Source organism: Ehrlichia canis str. Jake, assembly GCF_000012565.1.
Lineage (GTDB): Bacteria > Pseudomonadota > Alphaproteobacteria > Rickettsiales > Anaplasmataceae > Ehrlichia > Ehrlichia canis.
In genome coordinates, this window is record NC_007354.1 from 88,376 (window position 1) to 112,361 (window position 23,986).

The following is a 23,986-nucleotide window of genomic DNA, read 5'->3' on the forward strand; positions in this document are numbered from 1 at the left end:
TTTTATGTTAAGTAATGCCAATAGAAATATTGATGCCTGCTCTTTCTCCTACCATGAAAAATGGTACTATAAGAAAGTGGTATAAATCAGAGGGGGATATAATCAAGTCAGGGGATATTATAGCTGATATAGAAACTGATAAAGCTGTAATGGAGTTTGAATATACAGATGAAGATGGTATCATTGGCAAAATTTTCTTTGCAGAAGGAAGTAAAGATATAGCAGTTAACCAATTAATAGCATTAATCGCAGTAGATGAGCATGACTTAGTTAATGTGCAATCATATAAAAAAAGAGATGATGTTTCTCAAAATAACTCGAATGCGTTACAAGTTAATCAACAGGTTGTAAGTAGTAATGAAGAAGTATTGGTTAATCAGTCTAATGTATCTGAGAGAATTAAAATTAGTCCTTTAGCTAAAAAGATTGCTGCAGATCTTTGCGTTGATATTAATTTAATAAAAGGTACAGGTCCTTATGGTAGAATTATAAAAGCTGATGTATTAGATGCTGCAAGTCAAAAAAAAGAGCATGTGTCTAGTTCTCCTATGAGTTTTACTGAAATTAGTAGCATGCGTAGAGTAATAGCTGAACGTTTAGTATATTCTAAACAAAGTATTCCTCATTTTTATGTTTCGATAGATTGTATAGTTGATGATTTATTGAAGTTAAGATTAGAAATTAATGCTGAAAATTCTGATACTAAAGTTACAGTCAATGATTTTATTATTAAGGCTGTTGCTATGAGTATTAAAAAATTTCCTGAAATTAATGTATCTTGGTCTGATGATAAAATAGTTGTATTTCATAATGTAGATATTTCTGTTGCTGTATCTATTGATAGTGGGTTAATTACTCCAATTATTTTTAATGCGGATAAAAAATCCTTATTAGAAATATCAAGTGAAGTTAAAACATTGGCTAGTAAAGCTAAATCTGGAAAATTGAGATCTGAAGAATTCCAAGGTGGAGGTTTTACTATTTCTAACCTTGGTATGTTTGGTATAAAAGAATTTTGTGCAATTGTTAATCCTCCTCAATCTTGTATAATGGCTGTTGGGTGTTCTGAAAAAAGAGCAATAGTTGTTGATGATCAAATAAGCATTTCAAATGTTATAACAATAACATTATCTGTAGATCATAGAGTTATTGATGGTGTGTTAGCAGCTAAGTTTTTAAGTTGCTTTAAGTCTTATTTAGAGAAACCATTTTTAATGTTAATATAAAGTTTCTTATTTAGGTTATAGTTTTTTTACAGCTTGCTTTATCTTTTTATGCTTTAATAAAATTTCATCAAGCTTTTTTGTTCTAAATCTTGTTTTGAATGAGTAATTTTTTCTTATGCCTAATTCCCTTTAGTAATATTTATAAGATTTTTCTTTTTAAGTCACTTGGACAGTTGTACTACTTGTATGGTTGTTTATTATGAATTTACTAGAGATGTTAGTTGTTGTTAACTAAGTAAAGTTTTACTTGTAATTTTGCTTTTTAAAAAATTTTGTTAATATATGGAAGATTTAGAACATAACTTTTGGTGTATCATATAAAAATTATGATTTTTAGTAATTACTTGCTAATTTTTTAAGTTCATTTTTTATTATCCTGTTTTTGAATTAGATTTACTCTAAAGTCTTTGTTTTATCATATAAAGTCTTTGTTTTATCATATTTTTCTTAGAAATATTACTGTAAGTATTAAAAAATTATATTATAATTAACACTTATTAATAAAATTATAGTTATTTATGTTGAGTAGCATAGCAAGTCTGAAAGAAGATATTGAGAATATAGCAAAAAGTATAGAAGAATTAATTAGTTCTTATAATGTACCAAATCGTAAGTTAAGTTTAAAAGAGGCAGTAAGATTAGAGAAGATATGTGTTTTAAAATCTGAATTAGATGAGGTTCTCCATATTGGATTGTATGGTAGTAAAGACTTAGTGTTAGAACAACCTGTTTTTGGATATCAGCAACGAAATCAAGGAAAAATAGAGTTTGACAAAGAACACATGTTGTTAGTTTCTATGAGATTTAGTCGGTTAATACTGTATTTTTTAAAAGTTGAGGAGTTGTTGATACGGTTTAGTGATTTAAGAAGTGAAGGACGAGCAGAAAGTAATTCTGTTTGTGCAAATATGGATAATGATGTGAATCTGCTAATACAAGAACTGAGCAAAAGAGGTAAGTTGCTATCGAAGGTATTGGGAGGAAAATCTGACGAAATAGAAGCGAAGGTTGAAAGTTTAGAACAGAATGAAATTACGATACATAGTAAAGCAGTTGATAGTATTGGGGATCAATCTAATGTTCAAGTGAGTTTAATATCTAAAGAATCTGAAGTAGAACTTTTATCTGATGTCAATAACCCTAAGAAAAAGAAAAAAAAGAAACAAAGTAAACAAAAACTAAATGTACAAAATAATTTAGTGCTAGATAGTGTGGAATTAGGATCTTCTGAAGTAATGGCAAGCGTTCAAAATGAAGGCTCAGAACATAGTCAAACGGTTGATAGTGTTGGTGGTGAATCTGATGTTCAAGAACAATGTGTAGGTTTGGAGGAGTCTAGTATTAACGACCTTATGAAACAGGAAAAAGCAGAATTACTTGTACAGAAGCCACATGCATTAAGCATAAACTTTGAACCAAATATATCATCTGATCAATTGAGTAAGGAACAAAGTGTTGAGTTGTTTGAAAAAGCATGGAATGAGCTAACTGTGTTACCTCAAGATATGCAATTAAAACATGAAGAAGATTTGAAATCGAAAGAATTGATGGCAAGGTCTTCTGTTATTGTGGAAAGGGATGAATATTTACGACTTGGTGCAAGACCAAAATATAGTAGTGTAGTAGATAATGTTGTTAATAGACAGCATAGTGATCAAGTATCTGGTGTTAGGTTGAAAAGCGAGAAATCTAGTACAGGTATACAATTACGTGAAGTTAATACAAAGCAATATAAACAAGAAAAGAGTAAAAGCTTAGTGTCTGAAAGATCAGAAATGGGGTCTTCTGACTTGATTATAAAAGCTAAAAGTTCAAAGAAGAATACAAGGCAACTGAACAATAGTACAGGTGATGTTGTTAGTAGTCAGATTAACGAGAAGTTGCAAAATGTAGATTTACCCTCTAAAGCGTCTAAGGGAGATATGCAATTGTCTGGAAATTCAAGAAAGAATGCACAGCTAGCAAATAGTGGTACAGGTATTGCTGATAGTCAACTTAGCGACAAAGTGCACAATATAGATTTACCCTCTAAAGCGTCTAAGGGAGATATGCAATTATCTGGAAATTCAAGAAAGAATGCACAGCTAGCAAATAGTGGTGCAGGTATTGCTGATAGTCAACTTAGCGACAAAGTGCACAATATAGATTTACCCTCTAAAGCGTCTAAGGGAGATATGCAATTATCTGGAAATTCAAGAAAGAATGCACAGCTAGCAAATAGTGGTGCAAGTATTGCTGATAGTCAACTTAGCGACAAAGTGCACAATATAGATTTAACTTCTAGAGAGTCTAAGGAAAGTATACAATTGTCTGAGGTTGATAAACAAAGAACTGCACAAGGAAAATTAGCAACAAATGTGGTATCACAATCATCTGATAAATTGAGTTATGATACACAAGGTAATGTGTTAAAGACAAAACAATCTGCTCAGGTAGAGTTAGTTAGTGTAGATCAAATAGTCATAAGTGGAAAATGCTTACCGTCAGGATATGAAGTATTGAACAGTAGTGTAAGAGTTTTTCAGGATATGCATTGTAATTATTGTATAAATATGCTCCAAAAGATATTTGATCTTGAAGGGAATAAAATTGTTGTTAACTCTGATATTGATTTGTTATTACAAAATGTTTTTCATGGAAATAAAAAGACATGTGTTTTTCTTATTAAGAATTCTATATTAGTGCAGTTTTTTAGTATGTTTGGAATAGAATTTTTAAGTATATTTGTTGGCTCAAAATTGAAAGAAGGTACGGTAGATAAGATGCTAGTAGACATTTTAACTGTTATAAAGAATGGGGTAGATATACATTACAATATATATAAAATATTGTGTAAATTTGTTGTGTTAAAGAAAGTTCCTTGTCAACTTGAGCTTGCTTGGTTTCATGATAATATGAGAATTCTGTATAGTGCTGTTAACGCTTTGAAAGATAAAAGTGCAGATGAAGAGTTGATGAACTTTATTGCTGTGTCTGCTGTGATGTCATATGGTGTGTTACGCCTTGGAAAGAATATGATTTGTAACTATGATGTACAACTCAATAAATATTTTATGGAATCTTGTAAGCAGTATTGTGAATGTGATCTTGGAATACAGGCGTATAATATCTTGTTTGCTTTTGGGCCTTTATATTGTTTAGAAACATATGGTGTTGCGTTGGTGCGTGATTTGTATGTCCCACAATCTGTGATGATGGCATGTTGTCGGCAGAATAGTTGTAATGTTGTAGCATCTGTTGAAAAGCGTGATATTAGCTTTAGTGTTTTTATTCAAGAAATGGTCAAGAGTTTTTATCCTTTAATTGATCGAAATGCTATTTCTCATTATATAGTAAGTATCATGCAATGTTATAAAAATGTAGTGCAGAAGGAGAGTTGTAACACGAGGTAAAATAATAGTAAGATTTTTACATTTTTTATTACATGTAATAATGTTGCACAAGGGTTCTTTAATTTGAAATGGTACACATATGACTAGCATTGTAATAGTGTAATTAAGAAATGTGCAATATTTGTGCCATTGATATAAGGATATTAGAGGTTAGACTGTTGATAAAAGGTTATTTATATACTTTTGAAGAATTGGTGTCCTAAAGTAAGAGATGTTTGTATCAAAGTGGTTGTTTTTATATGGACACATCATTTCAATTCGCCATTCTATATTTAATAAAAATGAAATTATTGTAAGAAAACCTCTTGATAATCCTGCATCTTTTTGGAGTCCAATCCTTAGATATTACTAAAATTAGAGAAAAATGCATTCTTCAATAATTATTATAAATTAAGTATAATATATAAAAAAAGTAGTACAATTACTTAGTATGTTTATGTTATACTTAATTTGTGAGTGTGTGTTTTTATGTTGACTATGTTTGTTTTATCGTTACTTGCTGTATCTGCTATTTTTGGATTTGCGGCTGCAGCATTACTAGAATCTATGATAGGTGGTTCTGGTGAAGAAAAGGAAAGAGAATCTAAAACTATTGCAGAGTCAGATGGTAATCAAGGTGTTGTAAAGGTGTCGGGTCGGGTGCGTCATAGGGATACTGCATCTGATAAACGGAAAAAGGCTGGCAAAAATAAGAAGTTAAAGCATGGGAAATACAATGCTCGAAAGTCTAGTAAATCTGGTCAAGGTGAAAAAAATGCTGACAAAGTTTTGGCTGGTACAGATGTAGTATCTCAAGAAGAAGATAAGGAGAAACATAATTCTAGAAAGCAACGTGCAGGTAAGAGAGTGGGTGTACGATCATCTGATAAAGTTGATCAAGGGCAAGATAAGGAGTGTACTACTGAAATTTCATCTGATAGAAGTGTAAAATCTGCAGCGAAGGGTAAGGAAGTATTAGAGCAAAAAGTGCCGGTGGAAGATGATAAATCTGATAAAGATGTTCAAAGTCCAGGTAAGTCTAGCAAAAAGTTAGAGCAAAGTCCAGGTAAAGAACAACATCTACCTAGTGGTGGTGATATACCTTTACAAAGTGCAGGTGAGCATGCTGATATACCAACTGAAAGTAAAGATGCGAGTGCAGTAAGTAGTGGTGTTTCACAAGCATTTGATGGACAGGATAAATATTTAGCTCTAGGTGCAAGGCCAAAAAAGCGTGCTGAGCCTGTTAAAAGTAAGAAATCAGAACCGACTAAGAAATCTGATGTGCAAGTGGCTATGGCAGTTGATTCAGATCAAGTTAAGAAAGATGATAAAAGTTCTGATAGAAGTGTGAAAGCAGGTAGTAAAGATAAAGAAGAATTAGAGAAGAAAAAGCAATCTAAAAGTTCAAAAGAAGCAGTGATTGTACAATCAGCTAATGGAGTTACAGCTGATAAAGTTAGTCAAAGGCAAGACGAGAAACATAGTGCTGAAACTTCATCTAGTGAGGATGTGGAATCTGCAAAAGAGAGTAAAGAAGTATTAGAGCAGGAAAAATCAGTAGGAGGTGATGAATCTAATAAAGGTGTTCAAAAAGATTCAGAACAGTCAGAAGGGACTAAAAAAGACGTACAATCATCTGAAAAACAAGATAACGCTAGTAAAGATGATATAAAAGCTTCATCTGATGAAAAGGGGGGGGGGGGAAAGCCAAGTAAAAATGTTGGCGCTTCTGATTTAGAAAGTACAGGTGATGATGCAGCATCTGGTGTACAAGAACAATATTTACGTCAAGGTACAAGGCCGAAAGTACGTGCTAGTAAAACTGTTAAAGCTAAGAAACATAAGTCACCTAAGACATCTGTAGAACCTGCTGTTCAATTTTTTGATTGGGATAGTGGGACTTATGATGAGAAAGATCCTTTTCTTGTTAGAGAAGCTGCAAAGAAACTGAGTAAAGATACTAAACCTACAACTGGTGTAGTACAGCCTCAAGCTTTACCTGATGATTCTGAAAGGAAGGATAAGGAATCTGGAAAGCTTGGCATTATAGAACAAAGTTTTGATGATACTGAAGAACAACTTGTTGAATTAGTAAAAGAAATTAGCCTAGGTGAGTTAGGTGCTGCAGCGCCATTAGAAAGTGATGAACAAAGTGGAACTGGTACTATTGACCCAGACACTAGAATTGCTGGGGTAAGTGCAGTATCTGTATTGGTGGATCCCCACAAACCCAGTAAGAAAAATATTTTTTATGGAAAAGCAAGCTTACAATCTTTTAGGCAAAGTCAATACTTAGCATCATCTATTGTAGAATATCGTTGTAAAGTTCAGGAACTTAAAGAAAAATTAAGTGTTTTTCGTGGGATGCAGCTTCAATATTGCTGTCATATGATGCAAAATATGTTTTGTCTAGTAGTAGATAATAAGGTTTGTGTTAATGAAAGTGTGGAAGGTTTATTAAGAAACAAAGTAACGGATTATTCTATACTTGTTTTTTTATTAAAGCTTGGTTGTCTGATGAATTGTGCAGCAATCTTAGGTAAGGTTAAGTTTTTAATTTTCTTGCTTATGATGCACAACTGTGTTGGAAGAAAGCTGTGCTAAATAAAATCTTGAAAAAATTTCTTGTACATGTTGAAAAATCACAATTGAATGAATCTATAATTAATTTTTATTTTTGTCACCTGTTAAGTGAAGATGATAATGCAGTATACAGTGGACGTTTTTATAAAAGAGTATTAAGTACATTGTGTCAGCTCGTAAGATTGAGGCTGTGTGATCCAGACTGTGTAGAGCAACATGATGTGTTGAATCTTGGAATAGTATCTTGTGCAATGATAATGGGTACTATGTATAAACAGTATATAAGCCTGCAGCATTTTTCTGGAGATGTTAAAGGTTATCCTAGTTTTAGTCAAGTGGTTACTTGTATGGGGCCACAAAGACATCATAGAGGTGTTTTTGCACAATTATGCGTTACTATATTGTGTAAGATATGTGGTCTGAATAATTTGCAATATAATGAAGCAGTTTTGTTTAATGGTTTGTATATGCCAGGTGGGCTTATTACGAATGCTTCTGAGCATTTTCTTGGGAAAATTACACAATGTATTAATAATAATGAAATGTTTTTTGGTGTGGTTATTGAGGATCTAGCTACGCAGGTTTGTATGATGCTTGATAGAATGCATTTAGCTGCTGTGAAAGAAGAGATAGAAGCATATTGTGCAGCTTATGACAAAATAATGCATAGTTCTAGTGGTCAAGGTCCTAGTAGATGAAAGTTTATCAATTTTATCACTTTAAAGTTTTTGTCTAATTAAAAATATATTGCAGTATAATTAAAGCACTATATCTGTGTGCTTAATGTAAATTCTGTAAAAAATAATCAAAATGTATTTTATAAAAAGTACTGTAGTAATATTGTACTGTAATTTCATAATATTGCTGTTTATTACAAGTAGAGTTGTTGATTATATATCTTGTGAACATATTGAAAATATTGTAACATAAAGTATTAGGAATTTAACTTCCTTTACTTTCAGTATAAGTGTGTGTTTTTATAACTTAGCATTATGATGTTATTTTGAAATTGCATATGTTAGTGTTATTCTCCACTATTATTTGAATCGGTGGTTGCTAATTCTTAGAGATGGACAGTTGGAAAGAGTCTGTAAGAGCTGTGCGATCAGATATGGTAGATATGGTGTGTAAGCATCAGGTAAATGTCATGTTACAAAGTGATATGTCTAGTTATAGATATTGAAGCTAGTAAAGAGAAGATGCAATCAAAAAGTGGTGAATAAAACGCACAAACAACTGGTGAGATCTGTAGAGGTTGACCTGAAAAAAGTTGTGTAGGTACTGAATCTAGTAAAGATAAAAAATGTTAGAGAAGAGGTAGAAAAAAATGCTATCAGGAAATAATAACCCAAGTAAAAAAGAGTCTCAAGTACAAGATGAAAATACACAATCTAGTGGAGGTGTTCAGGAAGATTCAGAACAGTCAGAAGGGACCAAAAAGGACGTACAATCATCTGAAAAACAAGATAGCGCTAGTAAAGATGATGTAAAAGCTTCATCTGATGAAAGGAAGGGGGGGGGGGGAGAAGAGACAAGTAAAAATGTTGGCGCTTCTGATTTAGAAAGTACAGGTGGTGATGCAGCATCTGGTGTACAAGAACAATATTTACGTCAAGGTGCAAGGCCGAAAGTACGTGCTAGTAGAACTGTTAAAGCTAAGAAACATAAGTCACCTAAGACATCTGTAGCACCTGCTGTTCAATTTTTTGATTGGGATAGTGGAGCTTATTGTGAAGAAGATCCTTTTCTTGTTAAAGAAGCTACAAAGGAACTGAGTAAAGATACTAAACCCACAACTGGTGTAGTACAGCCTCAAGCTACTGAGGGAATTTTACCTGATGATTCTGAAAAGGAGGGTGAAGCATCTAAAAAGCTTGGCATTGTAGAACAAAGTTTTGATGGTGCTGAAGAACAACTTGTTAAATTAGTAGAAGAAATTAGCATAGGTGAGTTAGGGGCTGCAGCGCCATTAGAAAGTGATGAACAAAGTGGAATTGGTACTATTGATCCAGACACTAAAATTGCTGAGGTAAGTGCAGTATCTGTATTGGTGGATCCCCGCAAACCCGATAAGAAAAATATTTTTTATGGAAGAGCAAGCTTGCAAGCTTTCAGGCAAAATCGACTTGTAGCACCATCTGTTGAAGCATATCATATTGGAGTTAGGCAACTTAAAGAAAAATTAAATCCTTTTCGGGAGATGCACCTTCAATATTGCTGTCATATGATGCAAGGGATATTTTGTATGGTAGGTAATAAGGTTCATGTTAATAAAAATGTGGATGATTTCTTAAAAAGCAAAGTAATAGATCATGCCATGCTTGTTTTTGTATTAAAGCTTGGTTGTCTAATGAATTGTGTAGCAATATTAGGTAAGAATAATTTTTTTAGTTCTCTTGCTTATGATGCACAACTGTATTGGGATAAATCTGTGTTAAATACACTCTTGAAAAAATTACTTGCAAGTATTAGTGCAGCACAAATTAGCATACCTGTAGTTAATTTTCATTTTTCTCAGCTGTTGAATCAAGGTGATCAAGCAGCACATAGTGGAACTTTTTATAGAAGAGTATTAAGTGTATTGTGTCAGCTTGTAAGGTTGAGGCTATGTGATCCAAGCTGTGAAAATCAACATAATATGTTAGATCTTGGAATAGTATCTTGTGCAATGATAATGGGTACTATGTATAAACAGTATATAAGCATGCTGCATTTTTCTGGAGATGTTAACGGTCATCCTAGTTTTAGTCAAGTGATTACTTGTATGGGACCACAAAGACCTCATAGAGGTGTTTTTGCACGATTATGCGTTACTATATTGTGTAAGTTATCTGGTATGAATAATTTAAAATATAATAAAGCAGTTTTGTTTAACAGTTTGTATATGCCAGGTGGGCTTATTGCGAATGCTTCTGAACATTTTCTTGGGAAAATTACACAATGTATTAATAATAATGAAATGTTTTTTGGTGTGATTATTGAGGATCTATCTATGCAGGTTTGTATGATGCTTGATAGAATGCATTTAGCTGCTATGGAAGAAGAGATAGAACAATATTGTGTAGCTTATAGTAAGGTAACACATGGTTATAGTAGTCAAGGTCCTAGTAGATGAAAGTTTATCAATTTTATCACTTTAAAGTTTTTGTCTAATTAAAAATATATTGCAGTATAATTAAAGCACTATATCTGTGTGCTTAATGTAAATTCTGTAAAAAATAGTAAAAATGTATTTTATAAAAAGTACTGTAGTAATATTGTGCTGTAATTTCATAATATTGCTGTTTATTGTTGGTGCTTATACATTTAACAATTAATACTTTTAGGATATGACGAGTTTATCAGTACATTATTATCATTGAAAATCCAAAAATACCTTTATTATAGGTTTTATCAGAAATTTTTATTGTTATAACATTAAAAGTGTTAGTATATAACTTGGATGATGAAGCATTTAAATTTCTTTTTATTTTGTGTAAATGTGTGTTTTTATAATTTTTAGTAATGTTATTTTTAGCGGTTATATCTATTGTTGGTAGTGCTGCGGCCGCAGTGTTACTTAGATTGATTATTAATGCTGCTCAAAATGAAAAAAATGAAGAGGAAGAACAGAAGGAGAGTGATAAAGAAAGATGTGTACAAGAGTCTGGTGTGGATAGTCATAGTAATGGTAAAGTGCGTGATAAAAGTACGATGTCTGATAAAAATGTAAGGGGTGGTAAAAAAAAGAGGAGGTCAAGGTCTAATAAGAAGGGTATACAAGAGATCGACAAAACTGATCAAGATAAGCAAAGCAATGCAGGTGCTGCATCTAGTGAAGGTATGAAGGAAAAAAAGTGTGAATTAGAAAAGAAAGATATCAGGATTCCGACTGATATAGAGACAGGTAAGGAAAAAGGTGCTTTTGGTTTACAGTCTACAAGTGATAGTGTTCTAAGTACTGATTTACAAACTCAATATTTAGCTCTAGGTGCAAGGCTAAAGGAGCGTACTAAGTCTGTTAAAAGTAAGAAATCAAAGCCGACTAAGAAATCTGATGTGCAAGTGGCTATGGCAGTTGATTCAGATCAAGTTAAAAAAGATGATAAAAGTTCTGATAGAAGTGTGAGTACAGGTGGCAAAGATAAAGAAAAATTAGAAAAGAAAAGGCAACCTGAAAGTGCAAGAGAAGTGATTGTGCAATCAACTGATAGGGTTACAGCTGATAAAGTTAGTCAAAAGCAAGATGAGGAACGTAGTACTGAAACTTCATCTAGTAAAGATGTAAAATCTACAGAAGGGAGTAAAAGGGGATTAGAGCAGAAAGTGCCAGCAAAAGATGATGAATCTGATGAAGGTGTTCAAAATAAAAATAAGGAACATGATACTAAACCTAATGAACAGGTAGATCAAAGTGCAGATAAAGACTTGCAGCATCAACCTGGTGGTGGACCTATACGAAGTGCAAGTGAGCATTCTGGTACACCGAGTCAAAGTAAAGATACAAGTGCAATAAGTAGTGATGTTTCACAAGCATCTGATGGACAGGATAAATATTTAGCTCTAGGTGCAAGACCGAAAGTACGTACTAGTAAACCTTCTAAAAGTAAAATGCCTAAATCAGCTAAAAAACCTGCTGTTCAATTTTTTGATTGGGATAGTAAATATTATAAGGTACAAGATCCTGTTCTAGTTCAAGCTGGGAAAGAATATAATGCAGATATTAAATCTACAAGTAGTATACTTCCAGCAGATGAAGAAAGTATATCTACATTATTGTATGGCACTAAAGTTCAACAAAAACATAGTGAAAGCACTGATGCAGGTTTGAGTTTTAATGTATTGATTGATAAAACTAGTACTCAAGTAAATGAAGATTTAGTTGGGAAAGGTCAGGATTTTCTCACCATACAATCTATGCGTTTAAAAGAAAGTTCTTTGGATGCACAGGAAATGACTATTCTTAAGTCAGCAGGACAAAGAGTGTCGGATACTGTCATAAGTCCTGTGGAAACACCTGATATTGTACAGGCAGTATGTGATCAGATTATACAGAAAGATGAGTGTGAAGAAACTGCTGATAGTACTCAATTACAGTGTTTAAAATCTGTAAAAATATCTAAAGTTGATGTAAGGGGTAGACAAGAGTCAGTTATTGCTTTTGATCAGAGTGTATTACCATCTGCATTTGAGATTTTAGCATTAGCTAGTAAAAAATCTCAAGCAAAACGGCAAGCACTTAACATTAAATTTTATAATTTTAAAATGATGCATTTGCAATATTGCTATGATATAGCTCAAGAAATGTTTTTTGTTCAAAATAATAAGTTATATACTAAGTACGATCTTTTATCTTTTTTAAGACTTAACATTCAAAATTATGAATTATGTGTTTTTTTGCTTAAGCTTTCTTATGTGTTAAATTGTACTATAGTGATACGTCAACCTACCTTTGCTAAAAATTTAGTTTATAATGCATCTTTTTTTCATGAACCATCAATACTATGTGATTGTATTGGAAAACTTTTTTCTAGCGTACAAAGTGGCTATACATCTATAGAGGTAATGCATAAGATATTATGTAGTTATCATGTTAAAAGATTTCCACAAAATAGTACATTGTATTCAGGAGCATTTTTTTCTGAATTATTAAAAATATTAGGTCATCTTGTATCTATTAGATTAAGTGAGCCAAATTATCTGAATAAAATATTAGACTTTGCAATAGTGAATTGTTCTATGATGCTTGGTAGCATGTATAGTAATTATAGATACCTTACAGGCATTAAAGGAATGATTGCAGATGAAGCTACTTTTAACATGCTAGTTGATCATATGGGATCAACGGGTTCTTGTAAAGGAAAGTTGGGTTTGATGTGTTATCGTGTATTGTGTAATATTTTATATATGTATAATGGGGATTATAATAATGATGTCTTGATATGTGGTATGTACTTACCAGAAAGAGTGGTAAAACAATGTTCTCAGTATTTTTCGGATAAGATAGTAAACAATGTAGTTAATAATACTATGGGTTTTCATGTTATTATGGAAGACATATCTATGCTTATTTGTAGCATGATTGATAGATTTAATTTAGCTGCTTTTGAGAAGGAAATACAAGCATATTCTAACTTATATGATATGATGGTACGTAGTTCTGGTACTCAGAAAGATCAGGGACATGGAAAATAAAAATTTATACTTTGAAAGTTTTGTTTAATCAGGAAATATCGTAAATCAATCTGATGGAAATATGTATATAATAAAGATCATATAAGGCCAATTATAATCTGTGTAAGTAAAGTACTGCAGCTGTTGTTATTTTAATACATGTGAATTACCATTTGTTACATAATATCACTATTGTTAGGATATAAAAAATACATATTTCTTTTAATCATAGATCATAATGATAAACTAATTTATCTGACATTTTATCTTGAGGTTGCTATTGATAAGTTTTAATTAGTATGTCTTTTCTATGGAAATTGAAATGTAATGATGTTACTTATTAAGAATTTAAGTTTTTGTTCTTGTGTTGGTATGTATTTTTATAATATTTTTTTATGATAGTAGCAATAATAGTAGGTGCTGTATCTGTTGTTGGTGCAGCTACAGCGCTAATTAGCATAATATCTAGTTCTGATGAGGATAAAGATAGTACAAAAGCATTAGAACAAGAAAAGAAATCAGAAGATACGAGTAAATCTGATCGTGGTAAAGCAAGTGGTGTGCAAGTTTCACCGGATAAGGTAGTAGAAGATAATAAACCTGTAGAGACTAGTCAAGATTTAGGTGCAACAGGTATAACTCCTGGAGATAATAGTGATAAGCAAGATGCTTTGCAGGCTAGATATTTGCGTGAAGGTGCAAAGCCAAAAGTGCACTCTAGTAAATCTGCTAAAAGCAAGGTAACTAAGCCTACTAAAAAACCTGCAGTTAAGTTTTATGATTGGTCTAAAAAAGAGTATGTAAGTGCTGCTACTACTTTTGTGCAATCTGTGCAGCAACCCAGTAAAGTTGTTGAATCAACATCTGATGTAGTACCACCTAAGGCTCCTAAAGTGATTATACAACCATCATCTTCTGAAGTTAGAGAAGAAGGGGACAAGGATAGAAGTAAGTACATTGAGCCTGAAAAGCTTATTGTTCAGCAAATATTAACACCTGATGTTAGTTTGCAATTAGGTAAAGAAGATAAAGTGCTGAGTGATCCGAATTATGATCCTGAGGTAACTGTTGTTGAATTACTCAAACAAATGAGTTTAGATAAGTTAAGTACTGCAGCTCAGGGCAAGCAAAAAGTCTTTGATGAAACTAAAGAGAAGAAGCATAAAAGTGAGGGTAAATTAAGCTCTGTACCTGTTGTCCATCAGGAGGAAATGTTAACGTCTGATGTGGATTTGCAATTGAGTGAAGATGAGAAGATGCTGAATGATCCAAATTATGATCCTGAAGCAGCTATTATTGAATTACTCAGACAAATGAATGTAGAAAAGTTAGGTGCTACAGCTCAAGGTGAGCAAGAAGTATCTGATACACCTGAGAAATATCGTTATGAAGGCTATAGTGAATTAAGTTCTGTAAAAGTGAGTAGTCTATCTCCAGCTGAGCTTATTGCTTGTAGTGGAAAGCAGTTCAATAATTTCATGGGCAGCACTTGCATAAGGTTACTACAGAAAAGATATAGTAGTAGTGACAAACGCTTTAAGATGTTTTTGCAGAAGTTTAGAAGTATGCAGTTTATATATTGTTGTGAAATACTACAACAGCTTTTTTATGTGCAGTGTAATAGATTGTATGTTACAGACAATACTGAGGTTTTATTGAGAAATTTACAAAATCCGACCTTATGTGTACTAGTACTTAAACTTTGTTTCGCATTATATTGTACAATACCATTAGCCCGACAAGGTTTTTGTGATACTGTAGTCTATAATACGCGTATTTGTGGCAAAAACTTATTGGATATGTTGCTTGTGAAAGTTTATAATGGTGTGCAACATGAAGGGTTCAAGTTTCGTCCTATTAGGCAAATATTATATTGTCAGTATCTCAACAAGTTAAGTTTTAGTAATGTAGTGTTGCATGATGGAGATTTTTTCCTTGGTATATATAGCTTGTTGTGTGAGCTTAGTTATCTCAGAGTAAATAGTATATTACGGTCACATGATATACTGGATTTTGCAATAGTAGGTTGTGCGATTATGTGTGGTAGTATGTATGATAATTATGGATTCTTGATAAATAATAAAACAAGCATTGATGAAGAACATAATATTATGTATTTAGTTGAACATATGGGATCAACAGGTCCTCAAAGAGGAGCTTTTGGTCAAATGTGTTACGATCTGTTATGTCAAGTGCGGTATATGTATAATGCTGGTAATAATCAATTAACTAAGCTTCACAATATGTTATTCCCAAGAGCACTAATAGAACAATGTTCTCCAGGCTTTCGTGAAAGAGCTGAAGAGCATGTAGCTGGTGGTACTATGTCTTTTAACCTGATTATAACAGATATTGCTAGCCGTATTTGTAGAATGATGGATAGATATCACTTGGGTCCTTTTGAGTATGAAGTAAGTTCATATGCTAGACTGTATGATGATATAATGCGTGGTCTTGATAAAGGTACTGGTAATCAAAGATAAAAGTTTTGTCATTCTAAAAGTTTTTGTTCAGTCATGAAGACGTATGTGAGTCAAAGTATAGTGTTTACTTTGGTGGAAGTAATATATTGAATAGAAGATAAACTTAGCTTTGTTTATAAGTTGTATATGAATTTTACAAATACTTTTGAATATAGAGTAAATTCATGTGATAAACTGTGTAATGATGTGGTATGTGGTTCTGATAAAGTGTGATAGTCAAAGATAAAAGTTTTATCATGCTGAAAATTTTACTCAGTTATGAAAACGTATGTAAGTGAAATCTAGAATTTACACGAATATCTTAAATAGAATTCATATAATGTGGTTATTATGTGTTTCAGAGGAGTATTACTGTGGTATTTATTCACAGTATTACTATTGAACAATGTATCCTACTAATTTTAGGAATAAAGAAATTTTTTGTTGTTTATATACTGTAGTAAATAGTTATTAGGGTAAGATTATATAGCTGATTTGTTAATTAGTTTCTTTAGATTTTTTATAAATATAGCTTTATTGTTAATATATCTTGTTAAATTGCTATAAATATAGTATTGATTATAAAAATTTAAACTGTTTTTTAATATAAATATTGGTAGTTATGAAACTTTTAGTGAAAGTATTGCGTAATTTAGTATATAGTGTTAATCAGTATGAAACAAGTGAAGAAAGTTATGAAAAAAAAAAAAAAAAAAAAAAAAAAAAAAAAAGAACAGATAAAAAGTAGTGATGAGAAATCGGAAGGCATTGGTGAACATAATCAATGTCAATCTACAATGTGTGACATAAAAACTTCATCTAAGAGGAATGCAGAAGTAAATGCAACTGGTAACTTGCATAATCATAGTGGTGAGGAATATCTTACTACTTCTGAAGTTAGTGATGCTATACAATCATCTGATTTACAAACTGAGTATTTACGTCAAGGTGCAAGGCCAAAAGTGTATTCTAGTAAACCCAATGACACTAAAGAGACTAATTATATTGAGAAATCTGCGGTTGGGTTTTATGACTGGTCTAGTAAATCTTATAAAGAAATAGAGCCTTTGCTTGTCCAAGTTAAAAAGAGATCTGAAGTAGGAAATATTCAGTCAACAGCTAGCGTAACACAGTCTCAATCTACTAAGGAAGAATTGCTTAAATCTAATAATGTTAAAATTAAACAAGTATCTGGAAAGAAATTAACTTTTAATCATGTATTACTGGAAGCTGATAAGGCAAATGAACAATTAGTTAAAGTAAGTGAAATGGAATACTTAGGATCTATTATACCTAAGAATAAAACATTAAAATCCACAAAATGTACGCAATATGATTTAGAAGATACGTTTTTGTATGATGTAGTTGATTATGAGCAGGAACAAGAAATTGTCAAAATGTTTAAACAAGTGGGGATAGAAGATGTAGATCAATCTTTGATTGGGGTAGATTCATGTGATGTAAGTGTATCAGGAAGTAGTGTAAAAAGATCTAAAAGTGATATTTCGCAGGGTTTAAGTATATGTATAGAATCTCTGAAAATGTCAAGAATAACTGTTAGTCAAACTGTTTCTGATAGTAGAAGTACAGAAAAACTTTTGCGTAAAGGTAATGTGATAAGGTCTAATGGTGTAAAATATAGAGGAAGAATGCAAAAACAATACCAAAGTAGATTGTATAATTTTATGGGAATGCATTTTAATTATAACTGTAATATTATTAAAGAGATTTTTTGTGTGCAGAATAATAAAGTACTTCTTCGTAATAATATAATGAATTTTTTAGTGCATGAAGTGTCAAATTATCAATTGTGTAGTTTTGTACTTCGACTTTATTCTGTATTGCATTGTACATTACTGTTAAATCGATATAAATTTTGTGATAAACTTATTTATAACAGGTATATTACAACTTCAGCACTAGATATGTGCATTGTAGATCTTCTTGCTAATATCCAAAATACAAGCATGTCTTTTTATAGGTTAAAGGAAATTATACATTATCATCATGTTCAGAAGTTTCCTACAGTTATGGGGTATTATAGTAGTAATTTTTTTTCTGATATATTAAAATTATTACGTAATCTTTCGTCTGTTAAGCCAGGTAGCACAAATTATTCACGTAGAGTATTAAACTTTGCAATAGTAAGTTGTGCAATGATCCTTGGTAGTATGTATAGTAAAATTGAAGTTGTTACTTCTAAGGCAAGAGTTGGTGAGGGTAAACATACAGAAGTTTTTGGTTTAATGTGTTACTATGTATTGTATAAAATGCAATATATGTATGATGTGGATAGTAATGTGACAGTTGTAATAGGTAATCTATGTTTTCCTAGTTTGCTGGTAGAACAATGTTCTGTAAATTTTCTTGATATAGCTAAAGTGAAAATTGCTAATGATAATATGAGTTTTGATGTTATTATGAATGATCTAGCAAACAATATTTGTTTGTTAATGACTAAAGATAACTTGGCTGCCTTTGAACAGCATATAAGGGAATATTCTTACATATATGATTTAGATAGATGTCGTGGAAATACAATATAAGGTGTGTAAGATTTATTGTTTAGTTGATAGCGAATTAATCAGAGTTGAGATACTGTGTTTATGGTGTCTTTAATATAAGTTATGTATAGTCATGGTTACTATTTTGTAAAAGCTATAGTAATTTGTCTTATTGTTTAAGAATATTGATCACATTGATACCAATGAGTTGCTGTTTTTAATGTGTAAAAGAGTTTTTACATGTTTCATGTGGTTAAAGGATTAGAATAGTAGTACTATATATTAATTTACCAACTCTAAAACTTTTATTAGTATATCTTGTAAGGATATTGAAAATATTATAATATTAATTATGAAGAATTTAAGTTCTTTTTATTTCAGTGTGTGTTTTTATGATTTCTAGTTATGTTGTTAATATTGTTAACAATTGTATCTTTTATTGGTGGTGCTGCAGCTTCAGCATTGTTGAGATTAATTACTTCTAATACAAGTCAAGATAGTGATAAAGTATCTGGAAAAGATGAGCCAGGAAGTAATGAAGAGAGTTCACAGGAGTTTTTAAAAGCTGGTCAAGATCAAGCTAAAGCTAAAGCTAAAGCAGGTGGTGCAGTAGTTGTATCTGTCCTACAAATGCAAGGTGGGAAGAAAAAGAAGCGTTCAAGGCATAGTAAGCAAATTGTGCAAGGGACTGATAAAACTAGCCAGCAATCTGCAAAAGATGATGCAGATACTGTGTCAGATAAAGATACAAAGAAAGGTAAGGATACTAGAGAAGGTTCAGGGAAAGAAGTACAGTCAGCAGATAGTGAGAAAGGTGTGCAGTGTATTGGTGAAAATGGTCTTGATCAGCTTGTACAGGATGGTGCAGATACTACATCCGATAAAGATGTTAAGAAGAAAGCAAGTACTCAAGATCCGTTAAAGAAAGACGAACAATTAAAAAGTGATAGAAAGGATGTTGAAGGACCTAATAAAACTGTTCAGAGCCAACAAGAAGTGAATGCGTTGCCTGTTAAGGAAAAGGTGGGAGATATTGGAGTTAGTGTTGATCATTCTAGTATGCAACATGCGAATGATCAACAGATTTCAGTCAATGTTGGAAGTGAAGCTTCTCAATATTTACTTCTAGGTGCAAGGCCAAAAGTACGTGTTGGTAAAACTTCTAAAAGTAAGAAATCTAAAGAACCTGCAGTGAAATTTTATGATTGGTCGAGTAAGAATTATCGAGATAAAGATCCTTTTCTTGTACAGGCTGTAGAAGAATCTAGAAAAGGTAGGGCAATAAGCAATGTAGTGACAACTCAAACTTCTGAAAAAGTGTTGCCTGCTGGTGATTTTCAAGTTGAGCAGAAGCATGTGGATAGTGCTACTGATATCAGTGTGGGTCTTGGTGTGTCTCAGCAACCTGGTAGCGATAAAGTTGTAGCAGATGAAAGTTTATTAGTTGAGCAGGAAACTAATATTCATAAGCAGTGTTTATCTCTGAAAGTAGTATCTACACATGAACAAGATATAGTTAGTATTGTAGAACAAGTAAGTTTGGATGAATTGGGTGCTGCAGTTCGCATAGATCCAGCAGCTTCTGATCAAGGTATACATCTAGAAGAAAGTTCTTTAGTGATGCAAGAAGATAGTATGCTTACTACTGTAGAACAAGTGAGTTTGGATAATTTAGGAGCTGCAGCTTGCGTAGTACCTGTAGAAACATCTGATCGGAGTGTACAAGAGAGAAAAGCTAGTGTTAAAGAGACAGGAAATTTGAGTACACATGTAAAATCTGTAGGTATATCGAAAGTTGCTAGTGCAAATGGAAAAAGAACTTTACATAAGAATATATTGTCAGAGTTTATTAAGAGTAGTGCAAAGTCAGCTGTTGGTGAAGACATAGAAAAAAATAAAGCAGACTTCAAACAAAGGATATGTGTTTTTAAAGCTATACATTTTGAATACTGTCGTTCTATTGGTAGAGAACTTTTTGAAGAGCAAAGAGGTAAGATATTGCTTAGGAAGGGTATTATATCTTTTATAAAAAGAGTAATACCAAATAGAAAAATTTGCACTTTTATATTTAAACTTGCTTATATGTTGAATTGCATGGAAATGGTGAATCGACCTGATGTTGCTAATAGTATGATATGTAATTTATTGTTATATAGCAACCAGTCATTGCTTGATGAAAACCTTGTTCAAATCGTTCAGTGTGTACAAAGTGGTGCAAATGTTGAAGAAGCATCAAAAGTATTGCATGGTTGTTGTTTTAAAATGGCAAATTGTGATCATGAATTTTATGATGGGGAATTTTTTAGAAATGTATTAGATGTTTTTCAGAAGCTCATGTTGTTTAGATTAGTTGGTGCAAATTGTCCAAAGAAAGTGTTAGACTTAGTCATAGTAAAGTGTGCTATGATAATTGGTACTATGTATACTGGTTATAGGTGTTTTATTAAATCTCAAGGTGGATTTAGTGATGATGAAAGTATTGCTGCGATAATTGAGCATATGTATGGGGGGGGGGGTGACGCAAAAACAAAGCCCCATGCAGGAAGAGTTGGCGTAATTTGTTGTAATATGCTAGTTAATCTAATGAATATGTATGATCCAGAGTCTAATGGAATAGTGCAAATATCTGGTATATGCTTTCCAGAAAAATTGATATGCCAATGTTCTGAACATTTAAGTAATGAAATTGAAAGGAATATGGCTGAAGGTACTATGGGTTATGAAGTTATTATGGAAAATCTTGCTATGTGTTTATATAGTACGATTGAGAACTTTGACATAGCTGCTTGTAGAGAAGAAACAGAAGTATATTCTGCTATATATAATGAAATAATTCGTAGTTCTGGTGTTAGTAAAGGTAAGTGGCATAATAGATAATAATGTGTTGAAGATTATTGTGAAATGTTGTAATCATTGTTAATAGAAATTATGTTTGCTGTATCCAAAGTGGTAACAACTACTTCACTAATTGAATTCTTTACCGTTTTTTCCTTGTCTAATTCCTTCCCATTTAACTTAATGGATGTTAGGTTGTTGTTGATCTAGAATCCAGGGTTTCTTACTCATTTGTAGTTAGTATTAGTGAAGCTATGCTATTCTTTATCAAGTAACTTCTTGAAAGTTGTTTTAAAGCAAAGGAATTGCTACTTTTGATTGCAAAAATGTCGGAAATGTGGTAATATTAATTGTAAAGAATTTTCACTTCCAGAGAAAATGAGTGTGTTATCGTAATGATTTTTCCTGCAATTGCAGTTGCTACAGTGGCAACAACCCTTACAATAGTTGTATTATGTGATAAAAAAAGTGGAAAGATTGGGAATAAATCAAATATAGACAACATAGAAGCAAGCACAAGTAGTTCTACAGCTACTACCTCAGATGAAGAGTTAGCTGAAGAATTGTCTGGTTTAGATATTGCATCTTCTAAGAGTAGAATTTTAGATAGGGGGGGGGGGGAACTAGCTTAGAAGAGAGTGTAGTAAAATCATCTAAGTCTTTAAGAAAGAGGCGTAGAAAAAAATCAGCATTAAAAGATCCAGATGCGGTTTCTTCTGCTATTGACACAGTAGATCATGCTAGTAGTGGTATATATGATGTTTGTAAAGAGGAAGAGTACGCTGCTGCCGTATTTCAAGTATGTGTATCAGAAAGTAAGTATTTACAGCAGCATGCAAGACCAAAAGTTAGTCAACCTTCTAGGAAACAACAAAAGGATATTAAAAGAACTAGTTCTGTGCAATCTGATACTCATGAAAGTATAGTAAGAGTAGATGTAAGCAATGGAAGTAATGATGAACAATTAAATGATAATAGTGAATTTGCTAAACGCACTGATAAAAGCACTCAAAAAACAAAAGGTAGTGATCGAAAATCTGAATGTTTATTGAAGGACATAGTTGAATCATCAGAGAAAACTTTAGTCACAGAAAGTACAAGTGCTTATTCTCAAGATATTCATGATGCTGAAGAATTCGAATCTAGATTATCCAGTAGTCAGTGGAGTACTGTTCAAAAAGGAACACGTAGTACAACTAAAGGAGATAAGGAACAAAAGAAATTTAGTGGTGATGGTGTTAAGTGTTTAGGTAAAACTGAGGGTGTATACTCAGAAAGTGTAGTTGAATCTTCGGCACAGAGAGTTTCAGTGCCAAAAGGTTCAATAGTAGAAAATAGTAGTCAGTGGGATAAGAAAAATCAAGATATAAAAAACTCTCAATTAAAGCTTCTAAAAGCAGAAAATATTGCTGAAAGTGGTATTATTTCAGGAAGTGGAGAAGAGTGGTCTGTTAAATTTTCAAAAAAAGATTCTAAAAGAAACAAAAAATCACAAACATTTGAAAGTGATGCTACTGTTAAAGCTATTGACGTATCTCATGCTAGCACTGTGGGAGAAGGAAAAGCTAGTCAAGAATTAAGTAGTAAGTATTTACAGCAAGGTGCAAGGCCAAAGGTCCGGTCTCACACTCAAAGTATTAGTGTTGGATTGCCTATAGGAAACGCAAATTCAAAAGATGTAAGTCAGAAAAAAAATGTAAGTTTGTCTACAGTAAATGTTAGTGAAATGAAAGCTCATTCTTGCATGGTTACTGGTATTGGTACTGGTGTACATCTTGAAACTAAGCCCATTGGCAGAAGTGGTGATACATATGGATGTGTGACTAATAAGCAATATCTTGCATCTGTAGACAAATTTAAGATGTCTGTAGAAAAGTTTGCAAAAATGCACATGCAATATATTGCTAATATTGTTTTTGATGTATTTGCAATAGAAAATGGAAATATTATATTCAGGGATGAAATTCAAAATGTTTTGTTAAAAACTACTAAAAATATAGAGTTGTGTTCCTTTGTCATTAAACAAGGGATAATTATGCAAGTGATGTCTAGAGTTTGTAGTTCTAAGCTTTATAATAGTGTGATGTATTGTGCAAGTCATTGGGATAATCAGAAAATCTTGGATGCTGTTTTATTGGAAATCCTTAATCTTGGACCTAATGCTTTGGTGAGTATGCTACCAAGTATGCGTAATGTTTTTTTAAATATGCATGAAGGTATTGAACATAATGTTTTTAGGTTGTATAGCGGTGGTTTTTACTCAGGTTTGTTAAATATGTGCTATGATTTTATAACACAAATAGATAAAAGTCCAGGATTAATGAGATTGTACAATTTTATAATATTATCTAGTCAAATACATTTTGGTACAATGTATGATGTAATATGTAAATCACAAGTTACTGCTGCAGGTGTACAAAATGTGGAAGCAATAAAAAAACTAATTTTCAATGGACATCGTGTAGGCAGCGTTCAGATTTGTCCTACAATTTTTGTGCATCGTTGTTGTGGAGTGAAAAGAACATTTAGGCATCTATACAGTCCAAATTACAAAAACGTTGCATGTACAATAGGTAATCTTAACATTCCAAGTGTTATTATAAAAGAATGTAGTTGTAATATTGATGAAAAAGTTGCTCAGTGTATTGAAGAAAAGACCATGAGTTTTGATGTTTTTGTTGAAGACATGGTGTGTAATTGTGTAAAATCGTTATTATATCAGAATGTAAAACTTTTGCTGGAAAAAGACATAGCATTATACGAAAAAGAAGTAAGAAGTAAATACCAGACTATGGGTAGTACTACATCTTCTCGTATGTTGTAGAGATCAGTGCTTGTATATTCATTAA

11 protein-coding genes are annotated in these 23,986 nt (G+C 32.2%); all 11 read left to right on the plus strand.

The genetic code is table 11. The features are described 5' to 3' along the window. Positions 1–14 precede the first annotated feature (14 nt). Positions 15–1,226: a pyruvate dehydrogenase complex dihydrolipoamide acetyltransferase gene (locus ECAJ_RS00335; protein WP_011304190.1), complete on the plus strand. Its 1,212-nt coding sequence runs from the start codon at positions 15–17 to the stop codon at positions 1,224–1,226. 518 nt (positions 1,227–1,744) lie between these two features. Beyond that, the gene (locus tag ECAJ_RS00340; RefSeq protein WP_011304191.1) at positions 1,745–4,618 is read left to right on the plus strand and encodes a hypothetical protein; all 2,874 of its coding nucleotides are present in this window, start codon (positions 1,745–1,747) and stop codon (positions 4,616–4,618) included. Positions 4,619–5,086: 468 nt separating this feature from the next. After that, positions 5,087–7,204: a hypothetical protein gene (locus ECAJ_RS00345; RefSeq protein ID WP_011304192.1), complete on the plus strand. Its 2,118-nt coding sequence runs from the start codon at positions 5,087–5,089 to the stop codon at positions 7,202–7,204. Beyond that, on the plus strand, positions 7,198–7,881 hold the full coding sequence (locus ECAJ_RS00350) for a DUF3514 domain-containing protein (protein ID WP_011304193.1): 684 nt from the start codon (positions 7,198–7,200) through the stop codon (positions 7,879–7,881). The genes ECAJ_RS00345 and ECAJ_RS00350 overlap by 7 nt, the downstream gene beginning before the upstream one ends. Before the next feature lie 629 nt (positions 7,882–8,510). Next, positions 8,511–10,298, plus strand: a complete 1,788-nt coding sequence (locus ECAJ_RS00355) for a DUF3514 domain-containing protein (protein ID WP_011304194.1) — start codon at positions 8,511–8,513, stop codon at positions 10,296–10,298. Positions 10,299–10,687: 389 nt separating this feature from the next. Beyond that, positions 10,688–13,357: a DUF3514 domain-containing protein gene (locus ECAJ_RS00360; protein ID WP_011304195.1), complete on the plus strand. Its 2,670-nt coding sequence runs from the start codon at positions 10,688–10,690 to the stop codon at positions 13,355–13,357. Between the two features lie 374 nt (positions 13,358–13,731). Next, positions 13,732–15,819, plus strand: a complete 2,088-nt coding sequence (locus ECAJ_RS00365; protein ID WP_011304196.1) for a DUF3514 domain-containing protein — start codon at positions 13,732–13,734, stop codon at positions 15,817–15,819. Between the two features lie 674 nt (positions 15,820–16,493). Next, positions 16,494–18,344: a DUF3514 domain-containing protein gene (locus tag ECAJ_RS00370; RefSeq protein ID WP_011304197.1), complete on the plus strand. Its 1,851-nt coding sequence runs from the start codon at positions 16,494–16,496 to the stop codon at positions 18,342–18,344. Positions 18,345–18,707: 363 nt separating this feature from the next. Next, positions 18,708–21,179: a DUF3514 domain-containing protein gene (locus ECAJ_RS00375; RefSeq protein WP_011304198.1), complete on the plus strand. Its 2,472-nt coding sequence runs from the start codon at positions 18,708–18,710 to the stop codon at positions 21,177–21,179. A gap of 353 nt (positions 21,180–21,532) precedes the next feature. Continuing rightward, on the plus strand, positions 21,533–21,769 hold the full coding sequence (locus ECAJ_RS00380; protein WP_011304199.1) for a hypothetical protein: 237 nt from the start codon (positions 21,533–21,535) through the stop codon (positions 21,767–21,769). 266 nt (positions 21,770–22,035) lie between these two features. Further along, complete coding sequence (locus tag ECAJ_RS00385) at positions 22,036–23,961, plus strand: DUF3514 domain-containing protein (protein WP_011304200.1); 1,926 nt, start codon at positions 22,036–22,038, stop codon at positions 23,959–23,961. Positions 23,962–23,986 lie beyond the last annotated feature (25 nt).